Origin of the sequence: Aliirhizobium wenxiniae (assembly GCF_014201355.1) — a bacterium.
GTDB classification, from domain to species: Bacteria; Pseudomonadota; Alphaproteobacteria; order Rhizobiales; family Rhizobiaceae; genus Neorhizobium; species Neorhizobium wenxiniae.
The window spans coordinates 96,890-112,186 of record NZ_JACHEG010000005.1; the positions used below are offsets into that span (position 1 = coordinate 96,890).

Annotated in this window: 16 protein-coding genes; 11 read left to right on the forward strand and 5 right to left on the reverse strand. The window is 59.6% G+C overall.

The annotated features are described in order from the left end of the window. The first annotated feature begins 42 nt into the window (after positions 1–42). From HNQ72_RS19895 to ispG, 3 genes are all read left to right on the forward strand, one after another. Positions 43–870: a DeoR/GlpR family DNA-binding transcription regulator gene (locus HNQ72_RS19895; RefSeq protein ID WP_183994592.1), complete on the forward strand. Its 828-nt coding sequence runs from the start codon at positions 43–45 to the stop codon at positions 868–870. Continuing rightward, the gene (locus HNQ72_RS19900; protein ID WP_183994594.1) at positions 867–2,060 is read left to right on the forward strand and encodes an MFS transporter; all 1,194 of its coding nucleotides are present in this window, start codon (positions 867–869) and stop codon (positions 2,058–2,060) included. Before HNQ72_RS19895 ends, HNQ72_RS19900 begins: the two co-directional genes overlap by 4 nt. A 98-nt stretch (positions 2,061–2,158) precedes the next feature. Further along, entirely contained in the window at positions 2,159–3,412 is a 1,254-nt protein-coding gene (gene ispG / locus HNQ72_RS19905) for a flavodoxin-dependent (E)-4-hydroxy-3-methylbut-2-enyl-diphosphate synthase (RefSeq protein ID WP_183994596.1), read from the forward strand. On the opposite strand, the gene HNQ72_RS19910 is transcribed toward ispG, so the two are convergent. Then, positions 3,413–4,015: a TetR/AcrR family transcriptional regulator gene (locus HNQ72_RS19910; protein WP_183994598.1), complete on the reverse strand. Its 603-nt coding sequence runs from the start codon at positions 4,013–4,015 to the stop codon at positions 3,413–3,415. It abuts the gene before it with no gap. A 73-nt stretch (positions 4,016–4,088) separates the two neighbouring features. Between HNQ72_RS19910 and HNQ72_RS19915 the strand changes: the two genes are divergently transcribed. Further along, positions 4,089–4,565: a cupin domain-containing protein gene (locus tag HNQ72_RS19915; RefSeq protein WP_183994600.1), complete on the forward strand. Its 477-nt coding sequence runs from the start codon at positions 4,089–4,091 to the stop codon at positions 4,563–4,565. Positions 4,566–4,688: 123 nt separating this feature from the next. Then, positions 4,689–5,345: a YiaD family glycine zipper/OmpA-like lipoprotein gene (locus tag HNQ72_RS19920; protein WP_183994602.1), complete on the forward strand. Its 657-nt coding sequence runs from the start codon at positions 4,689–4,691 to the stop codon at positions 5,343–5,345. 84 nt (positions 5,346–5,429) lie between these two features. On the opposite strand, the gene HNQ72_RS19925 is transcribed toward HNQ72_RS19920, so the two are convergent. Next, entirely contained in the window at positions 5,430–6,353 is a 924-nt protein-coding gene (locus tag HNQ72_RS19925; protein ID WP_183994604.1) for a polyprenyl synthetase family protein, read from the reverse strand. A 140-nt stretch (positions 6,354–6,493) separates the two neighbouring features. On the opposite strand from HNQ72_RS19925, the gene mtgA reads away from it, so the two are divergent. From mtgA to rpmF, 3 genes are all read left to right on the forward strand, one after another. Continuing rightward, a complete protein-coding gene (gene mtgA, locus HNQ72_RS19930) occupies positions 6,494–7,240 on the forward strand; it encodes a monofunctional biosynthetic peptidoglycan transglycosylase (RefSeq protein WP_183994606.1) in 747 nt (248 codons plus the stop codon). Positions 7,241–7,307: 67 nt separating this feature from the next. Continuing rightward, positions 7,308–7,967, forward strand: coding sequence for a glutathione S-transferase family protein (locus tag HNQ72_RS19935; protein WP_183994607.1), 660 nt, complete (start codon positions 7,308–7,310; stop codon positions 7,965–7,967). Between the two features lie 167 nt (positions 7,968–8,134). Next, on the forward strand, positions 8,135–8,320 hold the full coding sequence (gene rpmF / locus HNQ72_RS19940; RefSeq protein WP_112458846.1) for a 50S ribosomal protein L32: 186 nt from the start codon (positions 8,135–8,137) through the stop codon (positions 8,318–8,320). An 83-nt stretch (positions 8,321–8,403) separates the two neighbouring features. On the opposite strand, the gene phaR is transcribed toward rpmF, so the two are convergent. Continuing rightward, positions 8,404–8,985, reverse strand: coding sequence for a polyhydroxyalkanoate synthesis repressor PhaR (gene phaR, locus HNQ72_RS19945; RefSeq protein ID WP_183994609.1), 582 nt, complete (start codon positions 8,983–8,985; stop codon positions 8,404–8,406). A gap of 222 nt (positions 8,986–9,207) precedes the next feature. On the opposite strand from phaR, the gene HNQ72_RS19950 reads away from it, so the two are divergent. Beyond that, positions 9,208–10,389: an acetyl-CoA C-acetyltransferase gene (locus HNQ72_RS19950; protein WP_183994626.1), complete on the forward strand. Its 1,182-nt coding sequence runs from the start codon at positions 9,208–9,210 to the stop codon at positions 10,387–10,389. A gap of 44 nt (positions 10,390–10,433) precedes the next feature. Beyond that, positions 10,434–11,162, forward strand: coding sequence for an acetoacetyl-CoA reductase (gene phbB, locus HNQ72_RS19955; protein WP_183995040.1), 729 nt, complete (start codon positions 10,434–10,436; stop codon positions 11,160–11,162). A gap of 107 nt (positions 11,163–11,269) precedes the next feature. Here phbB and HNQ72_RS19960 read toward each other — a convergent pair whose 3' ends face one another. Together HNQ72_RS19960 and HNQ72_RS19965 are read right to left on the reverse strand one after the other, a co-directional pair. Next, the gene (locus HNQ72_RS19960) at positions 11,270–11,524 is read right to left on the reverse strand and encodes a YMGG-like glycine zipper-containing protein (protein ID WP_183994628.1); all 255 of its coding nucleotides are present in this window, start codon (positions 11,522–11,524) and stop codon (positions 11,270–11,272) included. Positions 11,525–11,556: 32 nt separating this feature from the next. After that, positions 11,557–11,712 carry a DUF3309 family protein gene (locus tag HNQ72_RS19965; protein ID WP_112458869.1) on the reverse strand — a complete coding sequence of 52 codons (156 nt, stop codon included), beginning with the start codon at positions 11,710–11,712 and terminating at the stop codon, positions 11,557–11,559. Positions 11,713–12,209: 497 nt separating this feature from the next. Here HNQ72_RS19965 and HNQ72_RS19970 point away from each other — a divergent pair, with 497 nt between their 5' ends. After that, positions 12,210–15,293: a helicase-related protein gene (locus HNQ72_RS19970; RefSeq protein ID WP_183995042.1), complete on the forward strand. Its 3,084-nt coding sequence runs from the start codon at positions 12,210–12,212 to the stop codon at positions 15,291–15,293. The last annotated feature ends 4 nt before the right edge of the window (positions 15,294–15,297 follow it).

Below are 15,297 nucleotides of genomic sequence, written 5' to 3' on the forward strand. Positions count from 1 at the left end.
CATTTCGTGTTTTTGCACGATGTTGCGTAATTATGCCGACTCATGCATGGTTTCGGCATGGATCAATTTGTCAGTGAAAGACAGGCGAGGATATTGGCCGAGCTGCGCGCCCAGGGGCGTGTTGCGGCGCAGGATCTCGCACAGACGTTCGGCGTCTCGGAGGATACGGTTCGGCGCGACCTTCGCGAAATGGCGGGGCGGGGCGAATGCGAGCGGGTCTATGGCGGTGCGCTGCTGCCGGGCGGAAAGACCGTTCCGCTGAAGACGCGCATTTCCGAGCAGCCGGATCGAAAGGTGATGCTGGGGCAAAAGGTGGTGGAACTGCTCCATGAAGGCAGTGTCGTCTTCTTCGATGCGGGATCGACCAACCTTGCCATTGCCCGCAGCCTGCCTGAAAATTTTCGCCTGACTGCTGTAACCAATACGCCGGCGATTGCCGCAGAACTCTCAGGCCGGACGGGTGTAGAGCTGATCATGATCGGTGGCAGGGTGGATCCGGCTGTCGGGGCGGCGCTCGATCTGACCGCAATCCGGCAGCTGGAAACGATCCGGCCGGATCTCTGCATTCTCGGCGCCTGCGGCCTGACGCTGGAGGAAGGACTGGCAGCGGATATCTTTGAAGACGCAGCCTTCAAGCGGCTGGCCTGTGCCGCCAGCAAAAGTAGCCTTGCGGCGATCACCTCGGACAAGCTGGGCCTGAGGGCCGCATTCCATGTGCATGCACTTCAAGCACCTTTATCGCTCGTCTTCGAGGCTGATGCGGACGAGGCGCTGGTCAGAAAAATAGCTCTTCAGGGTGTCGAGGCGCATCGATGCGGCGCCGCCACCTCAATCAACGAAAAAAGCGCATCGAGAGGAAGCATTTCATGAGCCAATCCGAGATCGAAAAGGCCAGCCGGCCGCTTGGATCCTATCTGACCAAGGAGCGGGCCGGTGTTGCGCTTCTCTTCCTGATGAACGGTTTCATGATCGGCTCATGGGCGCCGAAAATCCCGGAATTCGCCTCCCGCCTTGGCCTCAGCGAAAAAGAGTTGGGGCTGATGATCCTTGTCTTCGGCGTCGGCTCGATCGTGATGATGCCGATCGCCGGAAGCCAGATTGCCCGTTTCGGATCGAGCACGGTTTCAAAACTAGCGGCGGTGCTTCTGACGCCCATGCTGCTTCTTCTTTCGGTAACCGGAGACATCTGGAGCGGGGCCATTGCGATCTTTCTGTTCGGCGGCCTGATCGGGGCGATGGACGTGGCGATGAACGCCAATGCGGTGGCAACCGAAAAACATATGCGCCGGGCAATCATGTCGTCCTGCCATGCCTTCTGGAGCCTCGGCGGCCTTCTGGGTGCCTCGAGCGGCGGTTTTCTGATCCAGAAACTCGGTGTTTTCAGCCATTCCGTCATCGTCACGCTGATTGCGGCGCTGATGGTGGTTCTCTGCTGGCGGATCGTGCTGCATGATGCGCCGCATCCGGATGAAGCAAAGGACGAGACGCGCAGCCGGCTGCCGCGTTCGCCGCTGCCCTGGCTGATTGGTGTGATCGCGCTGTTCTGCATGATCCCGGAGGGCGCCATTCTCGACTGGGGTGCGCTTTACATGCGCAACGAACTCGGTGCGTCAGTCGCTCTTTCCGGTTTCGCCTTTGCCGGTTTCTCCTGCACCATGGCGATCATGCGGTTTGCCGGCGATCTCATCCGCGACCGTCTGGGTGCCGTCATGACGCTTCGGATATGTGGCACGATCGCGATCTGCGGGCTTGCGATCATCGGTCTTGCACCGAATACCACCGTTGCGATTGCCGGTTTCGCGCTGGCCGGTATCGGTATTTCCAACATGGTGCCGATCGTGTTTTCGGCTGCCGGAAACCTGCCGGGCATGGCTGCAGGTGTCGGATTGTCGGTCGTCACGACGATGGGTTATTCCGGCATTCTGCTTGCGCCATCGGTAATCGGCTTTGTTGCCGAACATACCGGGCTTGCGTCGATCTTCCTTGCGCTGTCGGGTTTCCTCGTCGTCGTGCTGGCCGTTTCCCGGCTCGCGCGTCACGCGGATGGCGCGCATCATTGAGGCTGATGCCGTAAAACTGACACGGCTCGGTGGTTGACAAGCGGCAATGCATACGCCACCTGAATTGCAACTCTGCTTGTAGGCACCGAGACCCGACCATGACATCACCCATAGACTTCGATCCGAAACCGCGCCGTCAGACCGTTGCGGTCGATGTGGGTGGGGTCATCGTGGGCGGTGGGGCACCGGTCGTCGTGCAGTCGATGACCAATACCGATACGGCCGATATCGATGCGACGGTGGCGCAGGTCGCCGCACTCTACAAGGCCGGTTCGGAAATCGTGCGTATCACCGTCGACCGCGACGAAAGCGCTGCGGCCGTGCCGAAAATCCGCGAGCGCCTGCTGCGTCTCGGCATGGATGTGCCGCTGATCGGCGATTTCCACTATATCGGCCACAAGCTGCTCGCCGATCATCCGGCTTGCGCCGAGGCGCTGGCAAAATACCGTATCAATCCGGGCAATGTCGGCTTCAAGGACAAGAAGGACAAGCAGTTCGGTGACATCATCGAGATGGCGATCCGTTATGACAAGCCGGTGCGTATCGGCGTCAATTGGGGGTCGCTCGATCAGGATCTGCTGACAACGCTGATGGACCGCAATGCGGAAGCCGGTTCGCCGCTTTCCGCCCGTCAGGTCATGCACGAAGCGATCGTGCAGTCGGCGCTTATCTCGGCGGAGCTTGCCGAATCGATCGGCCTGCCACGCAACCGCATCATTCTTTCCGCCAAGGTCAGCCAGGTTCAGGACCTGATCGCCTGTTATTCGATGCTGGCCGAGCGCTCCAACCATGCGCTGCATCTGGGCCTCACCGAAGCCGGCATGGGCTCCAAGGGCATCGTAGCTTCGTCGGCCGCCATGGGCTACGTGCTGCAACACGGGATCGGCGACACGATCCGCGTGTCGCTGACACCGGAGCCGAATGGCGACCGGACGAAAGAAGTGCAGGTGGCCCAGGAAATCCTGCAGGTCATGGGTTTTCGCCAGTTCATTCCGGTGGTTGCCGCATGTCCCGGCTGTGGCCGTACGACTTCGACCGTGTTCCAGGAGCTGGCCCAGAAAATCCAGGACGATATCCGCAAGAACATGCCGGTCTGGCGCGACAAATATCCGGGCGTGGAAGCGCTCAACGTCGCCGTCATGGGCTGCATCGTCAACGGTCCGGGCGAAAGCAAGCATGCCGATATCGGCATTTCGCTGCCAGGCACGGGCGAGACCCCGTCTGCCCCTGTCTTCATCGACGGCAAGAAGGCGATGACGCTGAAAGGCCCGAATATTGCGGGTGATTTCGAGAAGCTTGTCGACGAGTATATCGAGAACCGTTTCGGCCAGAACCGTACGGCTGCCGAATAATCACTCCGCCTCGGCCAGCGCCTTTGCAAGCATGGCCTGGGCAGACCAGCGCACAACCTTTTCCCCCCTGTCGATATCCATGGCGCAGATGTCACGGAGCACGATGATCGCTTCGATGCCTGTCAGCAGCGACAGGCCGGCGAGCAGGTTTTCGTAAGCCGGTTTCGGCAGTTTCTTCTCGATTGGTTGCAGTGCTTCCGACAGCCAGGGAAGGCGACGACCCGTGCGCGGGATATTGTCATTGGTAGCTGCCGCCGCCAGAAACGCGCGAAAGACGCTTTCGTTTTCGGCCACCATGCGGAAAATACGGCCGACCATTTCATCCAGCCGCTGTTCGACCGTGCCGTTCTTCGAAACGTCTTCGGAAAGATGAACCTGTTCGGCCACTGCATCCAGCGCGGCCTCGCGCAATATGTCGTCCGGCTTGGAAAAGTAGCGATAGGCCGTGGCACGGGAAATCCCGGATGCATCGGCCACATCGGCCACCGAAAACGATATGCCCTCCTCGATCATTTTCCGCGCCGTCTTCAGCAGTTCGGTTCGGGTTCTCTTCTTCTGGTTGATTCGCTCAAACTTGGTTTCGCGCAATACTTGACCGGTCATCACATTTCCTTTATGAGAAATTCGTCTCATTAAGAGATGATGGTATCACAAAACTAGAAGAGGACAAGACGACATGACCGCCAAGGTCAATCCCAACGACACCGCGCCGATGACGGTGCATTTTCTCGGCAACCTGCTGACCTTCCATATCCGCAGCGTCACAACGGGCGACAAGTTCACCCTGATCGAGAACCGCACCGCACCCGGACAAGGCGCGCCGGTACATCGGCAGGCGGATGACGAAGCCTTCTATGTTCTGGAGGGTGAATACGAGTTCTTGCTCGACGGCACCTGGCATCGCAAGGGTGTCGGCGAGGCGCTTCATATCGCGCCGGGCACCGTGCATGCTTTTCGCAACCCCGGAAAAGCCGATGCGCGGATGCTGATCATCAACTCGCCCGGCAGCCTGCATGAAGCGTTTTTCGTCGATGTCGGCGACGAAGTTGAATTCGGGCAAACCGCATTCCCGCCGATGACGCAGCCGGATATTCCGGCCATCGTTGCCAGCGGATTGCAGAACCGGATCGAAATTCTTCCTCCCGCCGCATGATGGAATTTTCATTCATGTGATCTCCCCGGCGGTGGCCAACGACGGGGAGAATGCAGCGCCTTCCTTGTTTTGCCGTATTTCGTGGTAAGGAAGTGCGACCACCTAGGACGGGAAACGATTCGAATGCTCAAGAAATTTGCCATCGTCGCGCTGGCTGCGACCTTCCTTTCTGCCTGCACCACGACCGATCCGTATACGGGCGAGCAGAAGGTTTCCAACACTGCGGGCGGCGCCGCAATCGGTGCCGGTATCGGCGCACTCGGCGGTCTCGTCATCGGCGGCGGCAACAAGGGCCGCAATGCCTTGATCGGTGCTGCAATCGGCGGTCTCGCCGGCGGTGCGATCGGCAATTACATGGACCGCCAGGAAGCCGAATTGCGCCAGCAGCTTCAGGGTACCGGCGTCTCCGTGACGCGCCAGGGCGACCGCATCATCCTCAACATGCCGTCGAACATCACGTTCGCGACCGACCAGGATCAGGTCATTCCGCCGTTCTACGATACGCTGAATTCCGTTGCGATCGTGCTCAACAAGTTCGGTAAGACCTATATCGACGTCAACGGCCACACCGACTCCACAGGCAGCCTGCAGCATAACCAGGGTCTGTCTGAGCGTCGTGCAGCTTCCGTTGCCAACTATCTCGGCGGTCGTGGTGTCGACCAGCGCCGTATCTCGACCATGGGCTTCGGTCCGTCGCAGCCGGTTGCATCCAACGCAACGCCGGACGGCCGCGCACAGAACCGCCGCGTCGAAGTGGCGATCGCTCCGATCCAGCAGTAAAAAACAAACCCACCGCCGGCTGTTCAGGCTGGCGGTGGGTCTAATTCCTGTCGTAACCGGATCGTTTCGATCTGGCGCCGGGGTCTAGCTCTGGCGATTGGCGACGAAGCGTGCCGCCTGCTGCAGGATTTCGGCTTTCGCGCCATAGGGCGCGAGCAGATCAATGGCTTCCACTGTGAGCGCATTGAGCGTCTTTTCCGCCCAATCTATTCCGTGCAATCCGACCAGCGTGCCCTTGCCGCGTCCGGCATCCTTGCCGGCTGCCTTGCCGAGCGTTGCCGCATCGGAGGTGACGTCGAGCAGATCGTCGGCAAGCTGGAAAGCGAGGCCGATCTTTTCGCCGAAGAGCCGAAGCCGCTTGCGGTCGTCATCGGATGCACCGGCAATCACCGGGCCTGCCTCACAGGCAAACCGCAGCAAAGCGCCGGTCTTCATCGCCTGGAGGGTGCGGATGCCGGCTTCATCGGGCGCCTTTTTCTCGGCTGCCAGATCGAGCGCCTGTCCGCCGGCCATGCCACCGACGCCGGAAGCACGGGCAAGTGCGGAGATCAGCTGCACCTTACGGTCGGCCGCAAGCTCGGTTTCCCGCGCCGAGATGATATCGAAGGCATAGGTCAGCAGGCTGTCGCCGGCGAGGATCGCAACGGCCTCATCGAAGGCCTTGTGGACCGTTGGCTGGCCGCGGCGCAGGTCGTCATCGTCCATGGCCGGCAGATCGTCATGGATCAGCGAATAACAGTGCAGGCATTCGAGTGCCGCACCGATGCGCAGTGCCGTCTCGTGATCTCCGCCGAACAGGGCGGCACTTTCTACAACGAGAAAGGGGCGCAACCGCTTGCCGCCGTTCAGCGTTCCATGACGCATGGCGGCGGTCAGGTTTTCCGGCCGGGCGATCTCGTCTTCCAGCTCCTGCGATGAAAGCAGTTGCATCAGCAAGGCTTCCGTCTCGACGGCGCTCTGCTTCAATCGGGTCTCGAAATGGGTCTGCTCGGCGGGCTTTGTGCTCATGGCCGCTGTGTTGCATGCCGCCAGATCGCTGGCAACGGGTTTAACCACCCCACAGGAAGTTTAACGCGAAAGACTCGTCACACGCGGCCATACTGGCTATGAAACATCGGGTTGCTTATCGGGCTCGTGGGGACTTCGTTTTGGACATCACGCCAGATCGACAGGTTGAGGAAGAGGAACCCGCCATGCCGCGACGGCAAAGGGCGGGATCGCTTTCGCGTGTCGCAAGGCGGGCGGTTCTGGTTCTCGTCGCACTTCTGATCCTGCCCTACCTGCTCATTCCCGTTTATGCGGTGCCGTTTACCCGACCCGTCTCGACGCTGATGCTGTCGGAACTGTTCTTGCTGCGTGGTTATGACCGGCGATGGGTGGATATCGACGACATATCCCCCAATCTCGTACGCGCTGTGATGATGTCGGAAGACGGGCAGTTCTGCTTTCACGGCGGAGTCGACTGGAAACAGATGCGCGGCGTCGTCGAGGATGCGCTCGGTGGCGAGGCGACACGCGGCGCCAGCACGATCTCGATGCAGACGGCCAAGAACCTCTTTCTCTGGAATGGCCGTTTCTTCGTGCGCAAGGTGTTGGAAATGCCGCTGGCGATTGCCGCCGATACCGTGTGGACGAAACGGCGAATGCTGGAGATCTATCTCAATGTCGCCGAATGGGGGCCGGGCATCTATGGTGCCGAGGCGGCCGCGCAGCATTATTTCAAGACAAGTGCAGCAAGGCTCAGTACCAGCCAGGCAGCGCTTCTGGCCGTGGCGCTCCCCAATCCGTTCACCCGCGTCGCCAGCAAGCCGGGCCGCGGCATGCGCCGTCTGGCTGCCGTCATCGATCGCCGGGCGAGGAATTCCGGTGAATATATCAAATGCATTTATGGCTAGGTTCTAGGCTTTTCATTGGAGGCTTTAGGCCTGGTTCTGTAGCCTGAGCGAAAAGCTGGAGGCTTTCATGGCTGAACTCACCCTTTATATCGGCAACAAGAACTATTCGTCCTGGTCGTTTCGGCCTTGGATCGCACTGACGGCGGCAGGCGTTCCGTTCCGTGAAGTGCTGATCCCCTTCGACGATGACGGCGGAAATCCGAAATTCAGGGAAATCTCGCCAACCGGCCGGGTGCCGTGCTTGCATCACGGCGCGTTTCGCGTCTGGGAATCCCTGGCGATTATCGAATATGCTGCCGAGCTTTTTCCGGTGAAAGGCATTTGGCCGAAAGCTCCTGCCGACAGGGCTTTGGCGCGCTCCGTCTCGATGGAGATGCTGTCCGGCTTCAGGGGTATACGCAATGCCTGCCCGATGAACCTGCGGCGGCCAAAACGCCGGCTCGACTTGGCCGCGGACGTGCAGGCGGGCGTGGATGCCGACGTCGCGCGGATTTCCGCTATCTGGACCGAGCTGACGGCACGCTCAGGCGGGCCTTATCTGTTCGGCGAGTTTTCGGCAGCAGATGCGATGTTTGCGCCCGTGGTCAACCGGTTCGACGCCTATGATCTTGTCTCCGACAAGGCTGTGCTGGATTATATGGCGGCGATGAAGGCACATCCGGCCTGGAAGGCGTGGGAAACGGCAGCGCTTGCGGAGAGCTGGATCGTGCCGGCGGACGAGGCCTGAACTGCTGGATTCGACGAATCCGGTGCGGCCGCGAAAAAATGCCTGTGGGGACTGGTCAAAGCCCTGACGTGCATGTATAAGCCAGCCCAATTTCCGAGATCGGGACGTGATGGGTTCGGCCTCACAGAGGCCGGATATTACGTTTTGCACGAAGTGGAGTAACACAAATGGCAGTACCTAAGAGAAAAGTTAGCCGATCCAAGCGCGGTATGCGCCGCTCCGCCGACGCGCTGGCTACCCCGACGTTTGTCGAGGACAAGAACTCCGGCGAACTTCGCCGTCCGCACCATATCGACCTGAAGACCGGCATGTACCGCGGTCGCCAGGTTCTGACGCCGAAGGAAAGCGCATAAGCGCTTTTCTCAAGCAGAAACTTTAAAGCCCGGTCTGACCGGGCTTTTTTGTTGCACGAATTTTGATTTCCAAAGCGGCGCCATCAGGCGCCGAGGCTGTCCAGCCGGCTCTGGAGGCTGCGGAGCTGTTCCTTCAACTCGTCGATATCGCGTGCCTCCGCCTTTTTCGGTGCCGGGCTTGCCGGCGGGGCGGAATAGGGCGCGAACATCTGCATGGCCTGACGGAACATTTCCGTGTTGCGACGCACCTGATCTTCCATCATCTGCATCGGGGCCTGAAGGTTTTTGGCCAAAGGCGTTTCGCCGAAGGCTCGTGTCATCTGCTCTCGCATCTGTACTTGCTGTTCGGTGAAGGCGTGCATGGATTGCTCGAGGAATGTCGGCACGACCATCTGCATCTGATCGCCATAGAAAGAAATGAGCTGGCGCAGGAAGGAAACCGGCAGAAGCGTGTTTCCCGTCTTGGATTCCTGCTCGAAAATGATCTGCGTCAGGACGGAATGGGTGATGTCCTCGCCGGTCTTGGCATCCTGCACCGCAAAATCTTCACCCTTCTTCACCATCTTGGCGAGATCTTCCAGGGTGACATAGGTGCTTGTACCGGTGTTATACAGCCGCCGGTTGGCGTATTTCTTGATAACCGTCTCGCCTTCGGCTTTCGCCATCGTTTTGCCTCCCACAGCACGAATCTTATTATTTCAAGGGCAAGTGCCCTTCTCCCAGCCAGAAATGTAAGCTCAACCATGCGCTGAGACAATGTTTTTGTGCGGCGCGACGAAAATCGTGTTGCGCAGCAAATGAAGTCAAAGCCGATGTCGCACGCGTCCATTTGACACCTTGATCGAGCTTTGCCAGTGTCCGGCCAACAATAATGCCGGAGGAAACGCATGCCTCATCCTTCTATTGTCATCGCCGCTGCAGGTCGTACCGCTGTCGGCTCGTTCAACGGTGCCTTCGCAAGCGTGCCGGCGCATGAACTCGGAGCCGTTGCCATCAAGGGGGTGCTGGCGCGCGCCAGGGTCGAGGCAGGTGCGGTGGATGAAATTATCCTCGGCCAGGTTCTGCCGGCCGGTGAGGGGCAGAACCCGGCAAGGCAGGCGGCGATGAAGGCAGGCGTGCCGCAGGAAGCGACCGCCTGGGGCGTCAACCAACTTTGTGGATCAGGTCTGCGTGCTGTTGCGCTCGGTATGCAACAGATTGCGCTTGGCGATGCGAAGATCATTGTTGCCGGCGGACAGGAATCGATGTCCATGGCGCCGCATTGCGCCCATCTGCGCGGTGGAGTGAAGATGGGCGACTTCAAGATGGTCGATACGATGCTGAAGGACGGCCTGACGGACGCCTTTTACGGGTATCACATGGGAATCACGGCGGAAAACATCGCCCGCCAATGGCAGCTTTCGCGCGATGACCAGGATCAGTATGCGGTGTCTTCGCAAAACAAGGCGGAGGCCGCGCAGGCTGCCGGGCGGTTCCGGGACGAGATCCTGCCCTTCGTCGTCAAGGGGAGAAAGGCCGATGTCACCGTCGACCAGGACGAATATATCCGTGCCGGCGCGACGCTCGACCTGATGGCCAAGCTTCGTCCTGCCTTCGACAAGGAAGGTACGGTAACAGCCGGAAATGCCTCGGGTCTCAATGATGGTGCCGCCGCCGTCGTGCTGATGACGGAAGAGGAAGCCATTCGCCGCGGTATCGAGCCGCTCGCACGCATCGCGTCCTGGGCAACGGCAGGCGTCGACCCGCAGATCATGGGGACGGGGCCGATCCCGGCTTCGCGCAAGGCCTTGGAAAAGGCGGGTTGGAAGGTTTCCCATCTTGATCTTGTCGAGGCGAATGAGGCATTTGCGGCGCAGAGCTGCGCGGTGGTCCGTGATCTCGGTCTCGATCCGTCGATCGTCAACGTCAATGGCGGAGCAATCGCCATCGGTCATCCGATCGGCGCTTCCGGTGCTCGCATTCTCAACACTTTGTTGTTCGAGATGAAGCGGCGCGGATCGTCAAAAGGGCTGGCGACGCTCTGCATCGGTGGCGGCATGGGGGTCGCCATGTGCCTTGAACGTCCATGAACGCCCTTGAACCGTGACGCGGTTTTAAAAGAGAAGGAAGAATGATGGGGCGAGTTGCTCTCGTTTCGGGTGGTACGCGCGGCATCGGTGCCGCAGTTTCGGTCGCCCTCAAGGCCGCAGGATACAGGGTTGCTGCGAGCTATCACGGCAATGACGAGCGTGCGTCCCAGTTTCACGACGCCACCGGCATTCCGGTTTTCAAATGGGACGTGTCGAATTACGATGCCTGCGTTGCCGGTGTCGAGGCCGTTGAAAAGCAGATGGGTCCGATCGAGGTCCTCGTCAACAATGCGGGCATTGCGAGGGATAACATGTTTCATCGCATGACGCCGCAGCAGTGGAACGAAGTGATCGGCACCAATCTCACCGGCCTGTTCAACATGACTCATCCCGTGTGGCCGGGGATGCGGGAACGCGGTTTTGGCCGGATCATCAGCATATCCTCGATCAACGGGCAAAAAGGCCAGTTGGGGCAGGCGAATTACGCAGCCGCGAAAGCCGGCGATGTCGGTTTCACCAAGGCACTGGCGCTCGAAGGGGCATCCCGCAACATTACCGTCAATGCGATCTGCCCCGGTTACACCGAAACCGATATGGTGAAGGCCATTCCGCAAAACGTGCTGGAGGAAAAGATCCTGCCGAATATCCCGGTCGGACGACTTGGCAGGCCGGAAGAAATTGCCCGCTGCGTAGTGTTTCTGGCTTCCGACGATGCGGGTTTCATTACCGGCTCGACGCTTACCGCCAACGGCGGCCAGTATATGGCCGGCTGAACAGGTCGAGGCCTGTTGCTACTTGCAGGCAATATAGATCACCAAAAATTAAGGCCGGAATCCTCTCCCGATTCCGGCCTCAACATATTCAGCTGAAAACGTGCCGCTTAGCGGCAACGAGCTTCGTAGGTACGGCCATAGCGGTCGCGATAGACGCAGTAGCCGCGGTGCTTCTGGGATTCGCCGATGGCTGCCCCGATCAGACCGCCGCCGACAGCGCCGACTGCCGCGCCACCCCAGCTATTGGTCACAGCGCCGCCGATAACCGCGCCGGATGCTGCACCGATGGCCGTTCCCTTTTCGGTCGAGGTGCACGATGCGAGAGTGCCGACAAGCGCGGCGATCAGCAAGATCTTCTTCATAACTCGGTTTCCTTCCCTTCCACGTTGATAGTTCAGATCCTGCCCATGAGAAGCAGGATGATGATGATAAGAACGACGAGACCCAAGCCGCCCGAAGGACCATAACCCCAGTTCCGGCTATGCCCCCAGTTCGGCAGAGCGCCGATAAGGAGCAGAATGAGTATTACGAGTAGAACCGTTCCGAGCATGGGTTTATCTCCGCTTTCCTGAAGCCAGGATGAATTTGCGGTGAGAACGTGGCGCTGGAACTTTTGTTCCATTGGCGTGGAAGTCCTTGTTCTCACTCCTTGTTACGGGATGTTAAAGGGCGTTGGGAGATGTCTCCGACTTGCGATCCATCAGAAAAATATGCCGTTTGGACGGGCAATTGACTCTCGCGGCGATACGAGTCCTTGGCTTGTTATGGTCGTGAAAGTCCGTGGAATGTCCTTGGACACAATATGAGGTATCCGTCTCGTTTCTGTATCTATATATTGTGAGAACGGAGCGTGAATCTGATGAGTCTTCGATTCGTCGCCGATTCGTTCACTTTTGTTCCGAAGATGTCTTTAGCCCGGTTTTCAGCCGCCTCAGCGTCTTTCTTCTTGCGTTTGTCGCGTTGCGTCGCCATGTGTTTGCGAAACTTCGGGCGACAATGGAGCCTGTGGTTGATTAGACGTGGAACTTCGCTTTGAATTCTCAGCCCATGATTTTTAGCGGGCGTGGCGTTACCGCCGTGCTTGGCCCCACGAATACCGGCAAAACCCATTACGCGATCGAGCGCATGGTGGCGCATGGTTCGGGCGTTATCGGCCTGCCGCTTCGGCTGCTTGCGCGCGAAGTCTATACGAGGCTGGTGGAAAAGGTCGGACATCACAATGTCGCGCTGATCACCGGTGAAGAGAAGATCACGCCGCATATGGCGCGTTATTCGGTCTGCACCGTCGAGGCAATGCCGCGCGAAACGAAGGCCTCTTTCGTCGCGATCGACGAAGTCCAGCTTGCTGGCGATCTTGAGCGCGGACATATCTTTACCGACCGCATCCTGCATTTGCGTGGCCGTGACGAGACGCTACTTCTCGGCGCTGCAACCATGCGGCCGATCCTCGAAAATCTTCTGCCGGGCATTACGATCGTGGAGCGGCCGCGCCTTTCGCAGCTTTTTTATGCGGGCCAGAAGAAGATCACGCGCTTGCCGCAGCGGACGGCGATTGTCGCCTTTTCGGCCGACGAGGTTTATGCGATCGCCGAACTGATCCGCCGCCAGCGCGGCGGGGCGGCCGTGGTGCTTGGGGCGCTCAGCCCGCGCACCCGCAATGCGCAGGTCGGGCTCTATCAGGAGGGCGATGTCGAATATCTGGTCGCCACCGATGCGATTGGCATGGGCCTCAACCTCGATGTCGACCATGTCGCCTTCGCGCAGGACCGGAAGTTCGACGGCTACCAGTTCCGCAATCTCAATCCCGCCGAGATGGCGCAGATCGCAGGGCGTGCCGGGCGACACCTGCGGGACGGTACGTTCGGCGTGACGGGACAGGTCGCGCCGTTCGACGATGAGCTGGTGGAGCGGATTGAGGGGCATCATTTCGACAGTGTAAAGGTGTTGCAGTGGCGTTCGAAAAATCTGAGCTTTTCGTCGCTGAATGAGCTTCGGCGCAGTCTTGATGCAAATCCGACGATACAGGGGCTGACGCGCGCTTTGCCGGCTACCGATAGCCAGGCGCTCGACTATCTGTCACGTTATCCGGAAGTGAAGGATATCGTCACCACGCCGGAGCGTGTGGAGAAATTGTGGGACGCCTGCGCGCTTCCCGACTATAGAAGAATTGCGCCGGCGCAGCATGCTGACCTCATTTCGACGCTTTTCTTCGATCTTGTGCGTCGCGGCACGGTGAACGAGGACTTCATGGCGGAGCAGGTTCGCCGTGCCGACCGCACCGACGGCGAAATCGATACCCTGTCTGCCCGAATCGCGCAGATTCGAACCTGGACCTATGTGTCAAACCGACCCGGCTGGCTTGCCGATCCGACACACTGGCAAGAAAAGACACGGGAAATCGAGGATAGGTTGTCGGACGCGCTACATGAAAGGTTGACGAAACGCTTTGTTGATCGCAGGACATCTGTGCTCATGAGGCGCCTAAGAGAGAATGCGATGCTGGAAGCAGAAATCAGTGTGAATGGCGATGTGTTTGTCGAGGGACATCACGTCGGACAGTTGGCGGGATTCCGCTTTACTCCGGTCTCGGGGACCGAAGGACCGGATGCCAAGGCTGTTCAGGCCGCCTCACAAAAGGCGCTGGCGCTGGAGTTCGAGGCGCGTGCCGCCCGTCTCTATGCTTCCGGCAATAACGATCTTGCCGTCGGTTCCGATGGCTCTGTGCGTTGGCTCGGCGATCCGGTTGCCCGTCTTGCGGCAAGCGACCATGTCATGCGCCCGCGCGTCATCCTGCTGTCGGATGAACAGCTGACCGGCAATGCCCGCGAACACGTGGCCGCCCGCATCGAGCGTTTTGTCAATCATCATATCGCAACGGTTCTGAAGCCGCTCGACGACCTGTCGCGCGCTGAAGACCTGCAGGGTCTGGCAAAGGGCCTGGCGTTCCAGATCGTCGAAAATCTCGGCGTCTTGTTCCGTCGGGATGTTGCAGAGGACGTGAAGTCCCTCGATCAGGATGCCCGCGCCTCGATGCGCCGCTATGGTATTCGTTTCGGCGCCTATCACGTCTTCATGCCTGCGTTATTGAAGCCGGCTCCGGCCGAGCTTATCACGCTGCTGTGGGCGCTGAAGAACGATGGTCTCGACAAGCCGGGTTATGGCGACCTTATTCCGGCTCTTGCCGCTGGCCGCACGTCGGTTGTTGCCGATCCGTCGTTTGAGCGGACCTTCTACAAGCTCGCCGGTTTCCGTTTCCTCGGGAAGCGTGCGGTTCGCGTCGATATTCTGGAACGTCTTGCAGACCTTATCCGTCCGCTCTTGCAGTGGAAGCCGGGCGCGACGCCGCGTCCGGAAGGTGCCTATGATGGTCGCCGCTTCACCACGACGACGGCCATGCTGTCGATCCTTGGTGCAACGCCTGACGATATGGAAGAAATCCTCAAGGGTCTCGGCTATCGTGCAGATTCGGTGACGGCTGAAGAGGCTCAGACCTATCTCGCCAGCCAGGCTCCAGCACCCGTAGCAGAAGCTGCTGATGCCGACGTTTCCGCGGAAGCGCCTGCCGCAGACGAGGCATCGGACGTAGAGGCTGTGGAATCACAGCCGGAGCAGACGGCTGAAGCTGCTGCTGAACAGGTTTCCGAAGTCGCTCCTGCCGAAGTCGAGGGTGACAAGCCTGCCGAAGCCGAAGAGCCGAAGCCGGTCCTTCTGTGGCGTCCGGGTGGCGGTCGTGAAAACAACCAGCGTGGTGGCCGTCCTCAGGGCGATCGCCGCGGTCATGGCGGTGACCGGGGTGGAGACCGTGGTGGCCAGCGCAATGCCGGCGGCGAAAATGCTCCGCAGGGCCGCCGTGATGGTGATCGTCGTGATACCCGCCGTGGCGGTGATCAGGAGAAGCGCGAAGGCCAGGGTCGCGACCGTCAGAATGACCGTCGTGGCGACAAGCGTCCGCAGGGCGATCGTCCGTTCCGTGGCGAGCGCAACGAGGGCGGTCCGCGTCCGGAACGCGGCGGGCAGAAGAACAATCAGCCTGCTCGCTTCGAGGCCAAGCCGCCGCGCAAGGAAAAGCCGATCGATCCGGATTCTCCTTTCGCAAAACTCGCTGCTCTTAAGGAGCAGATGAAGAAGTAAGACG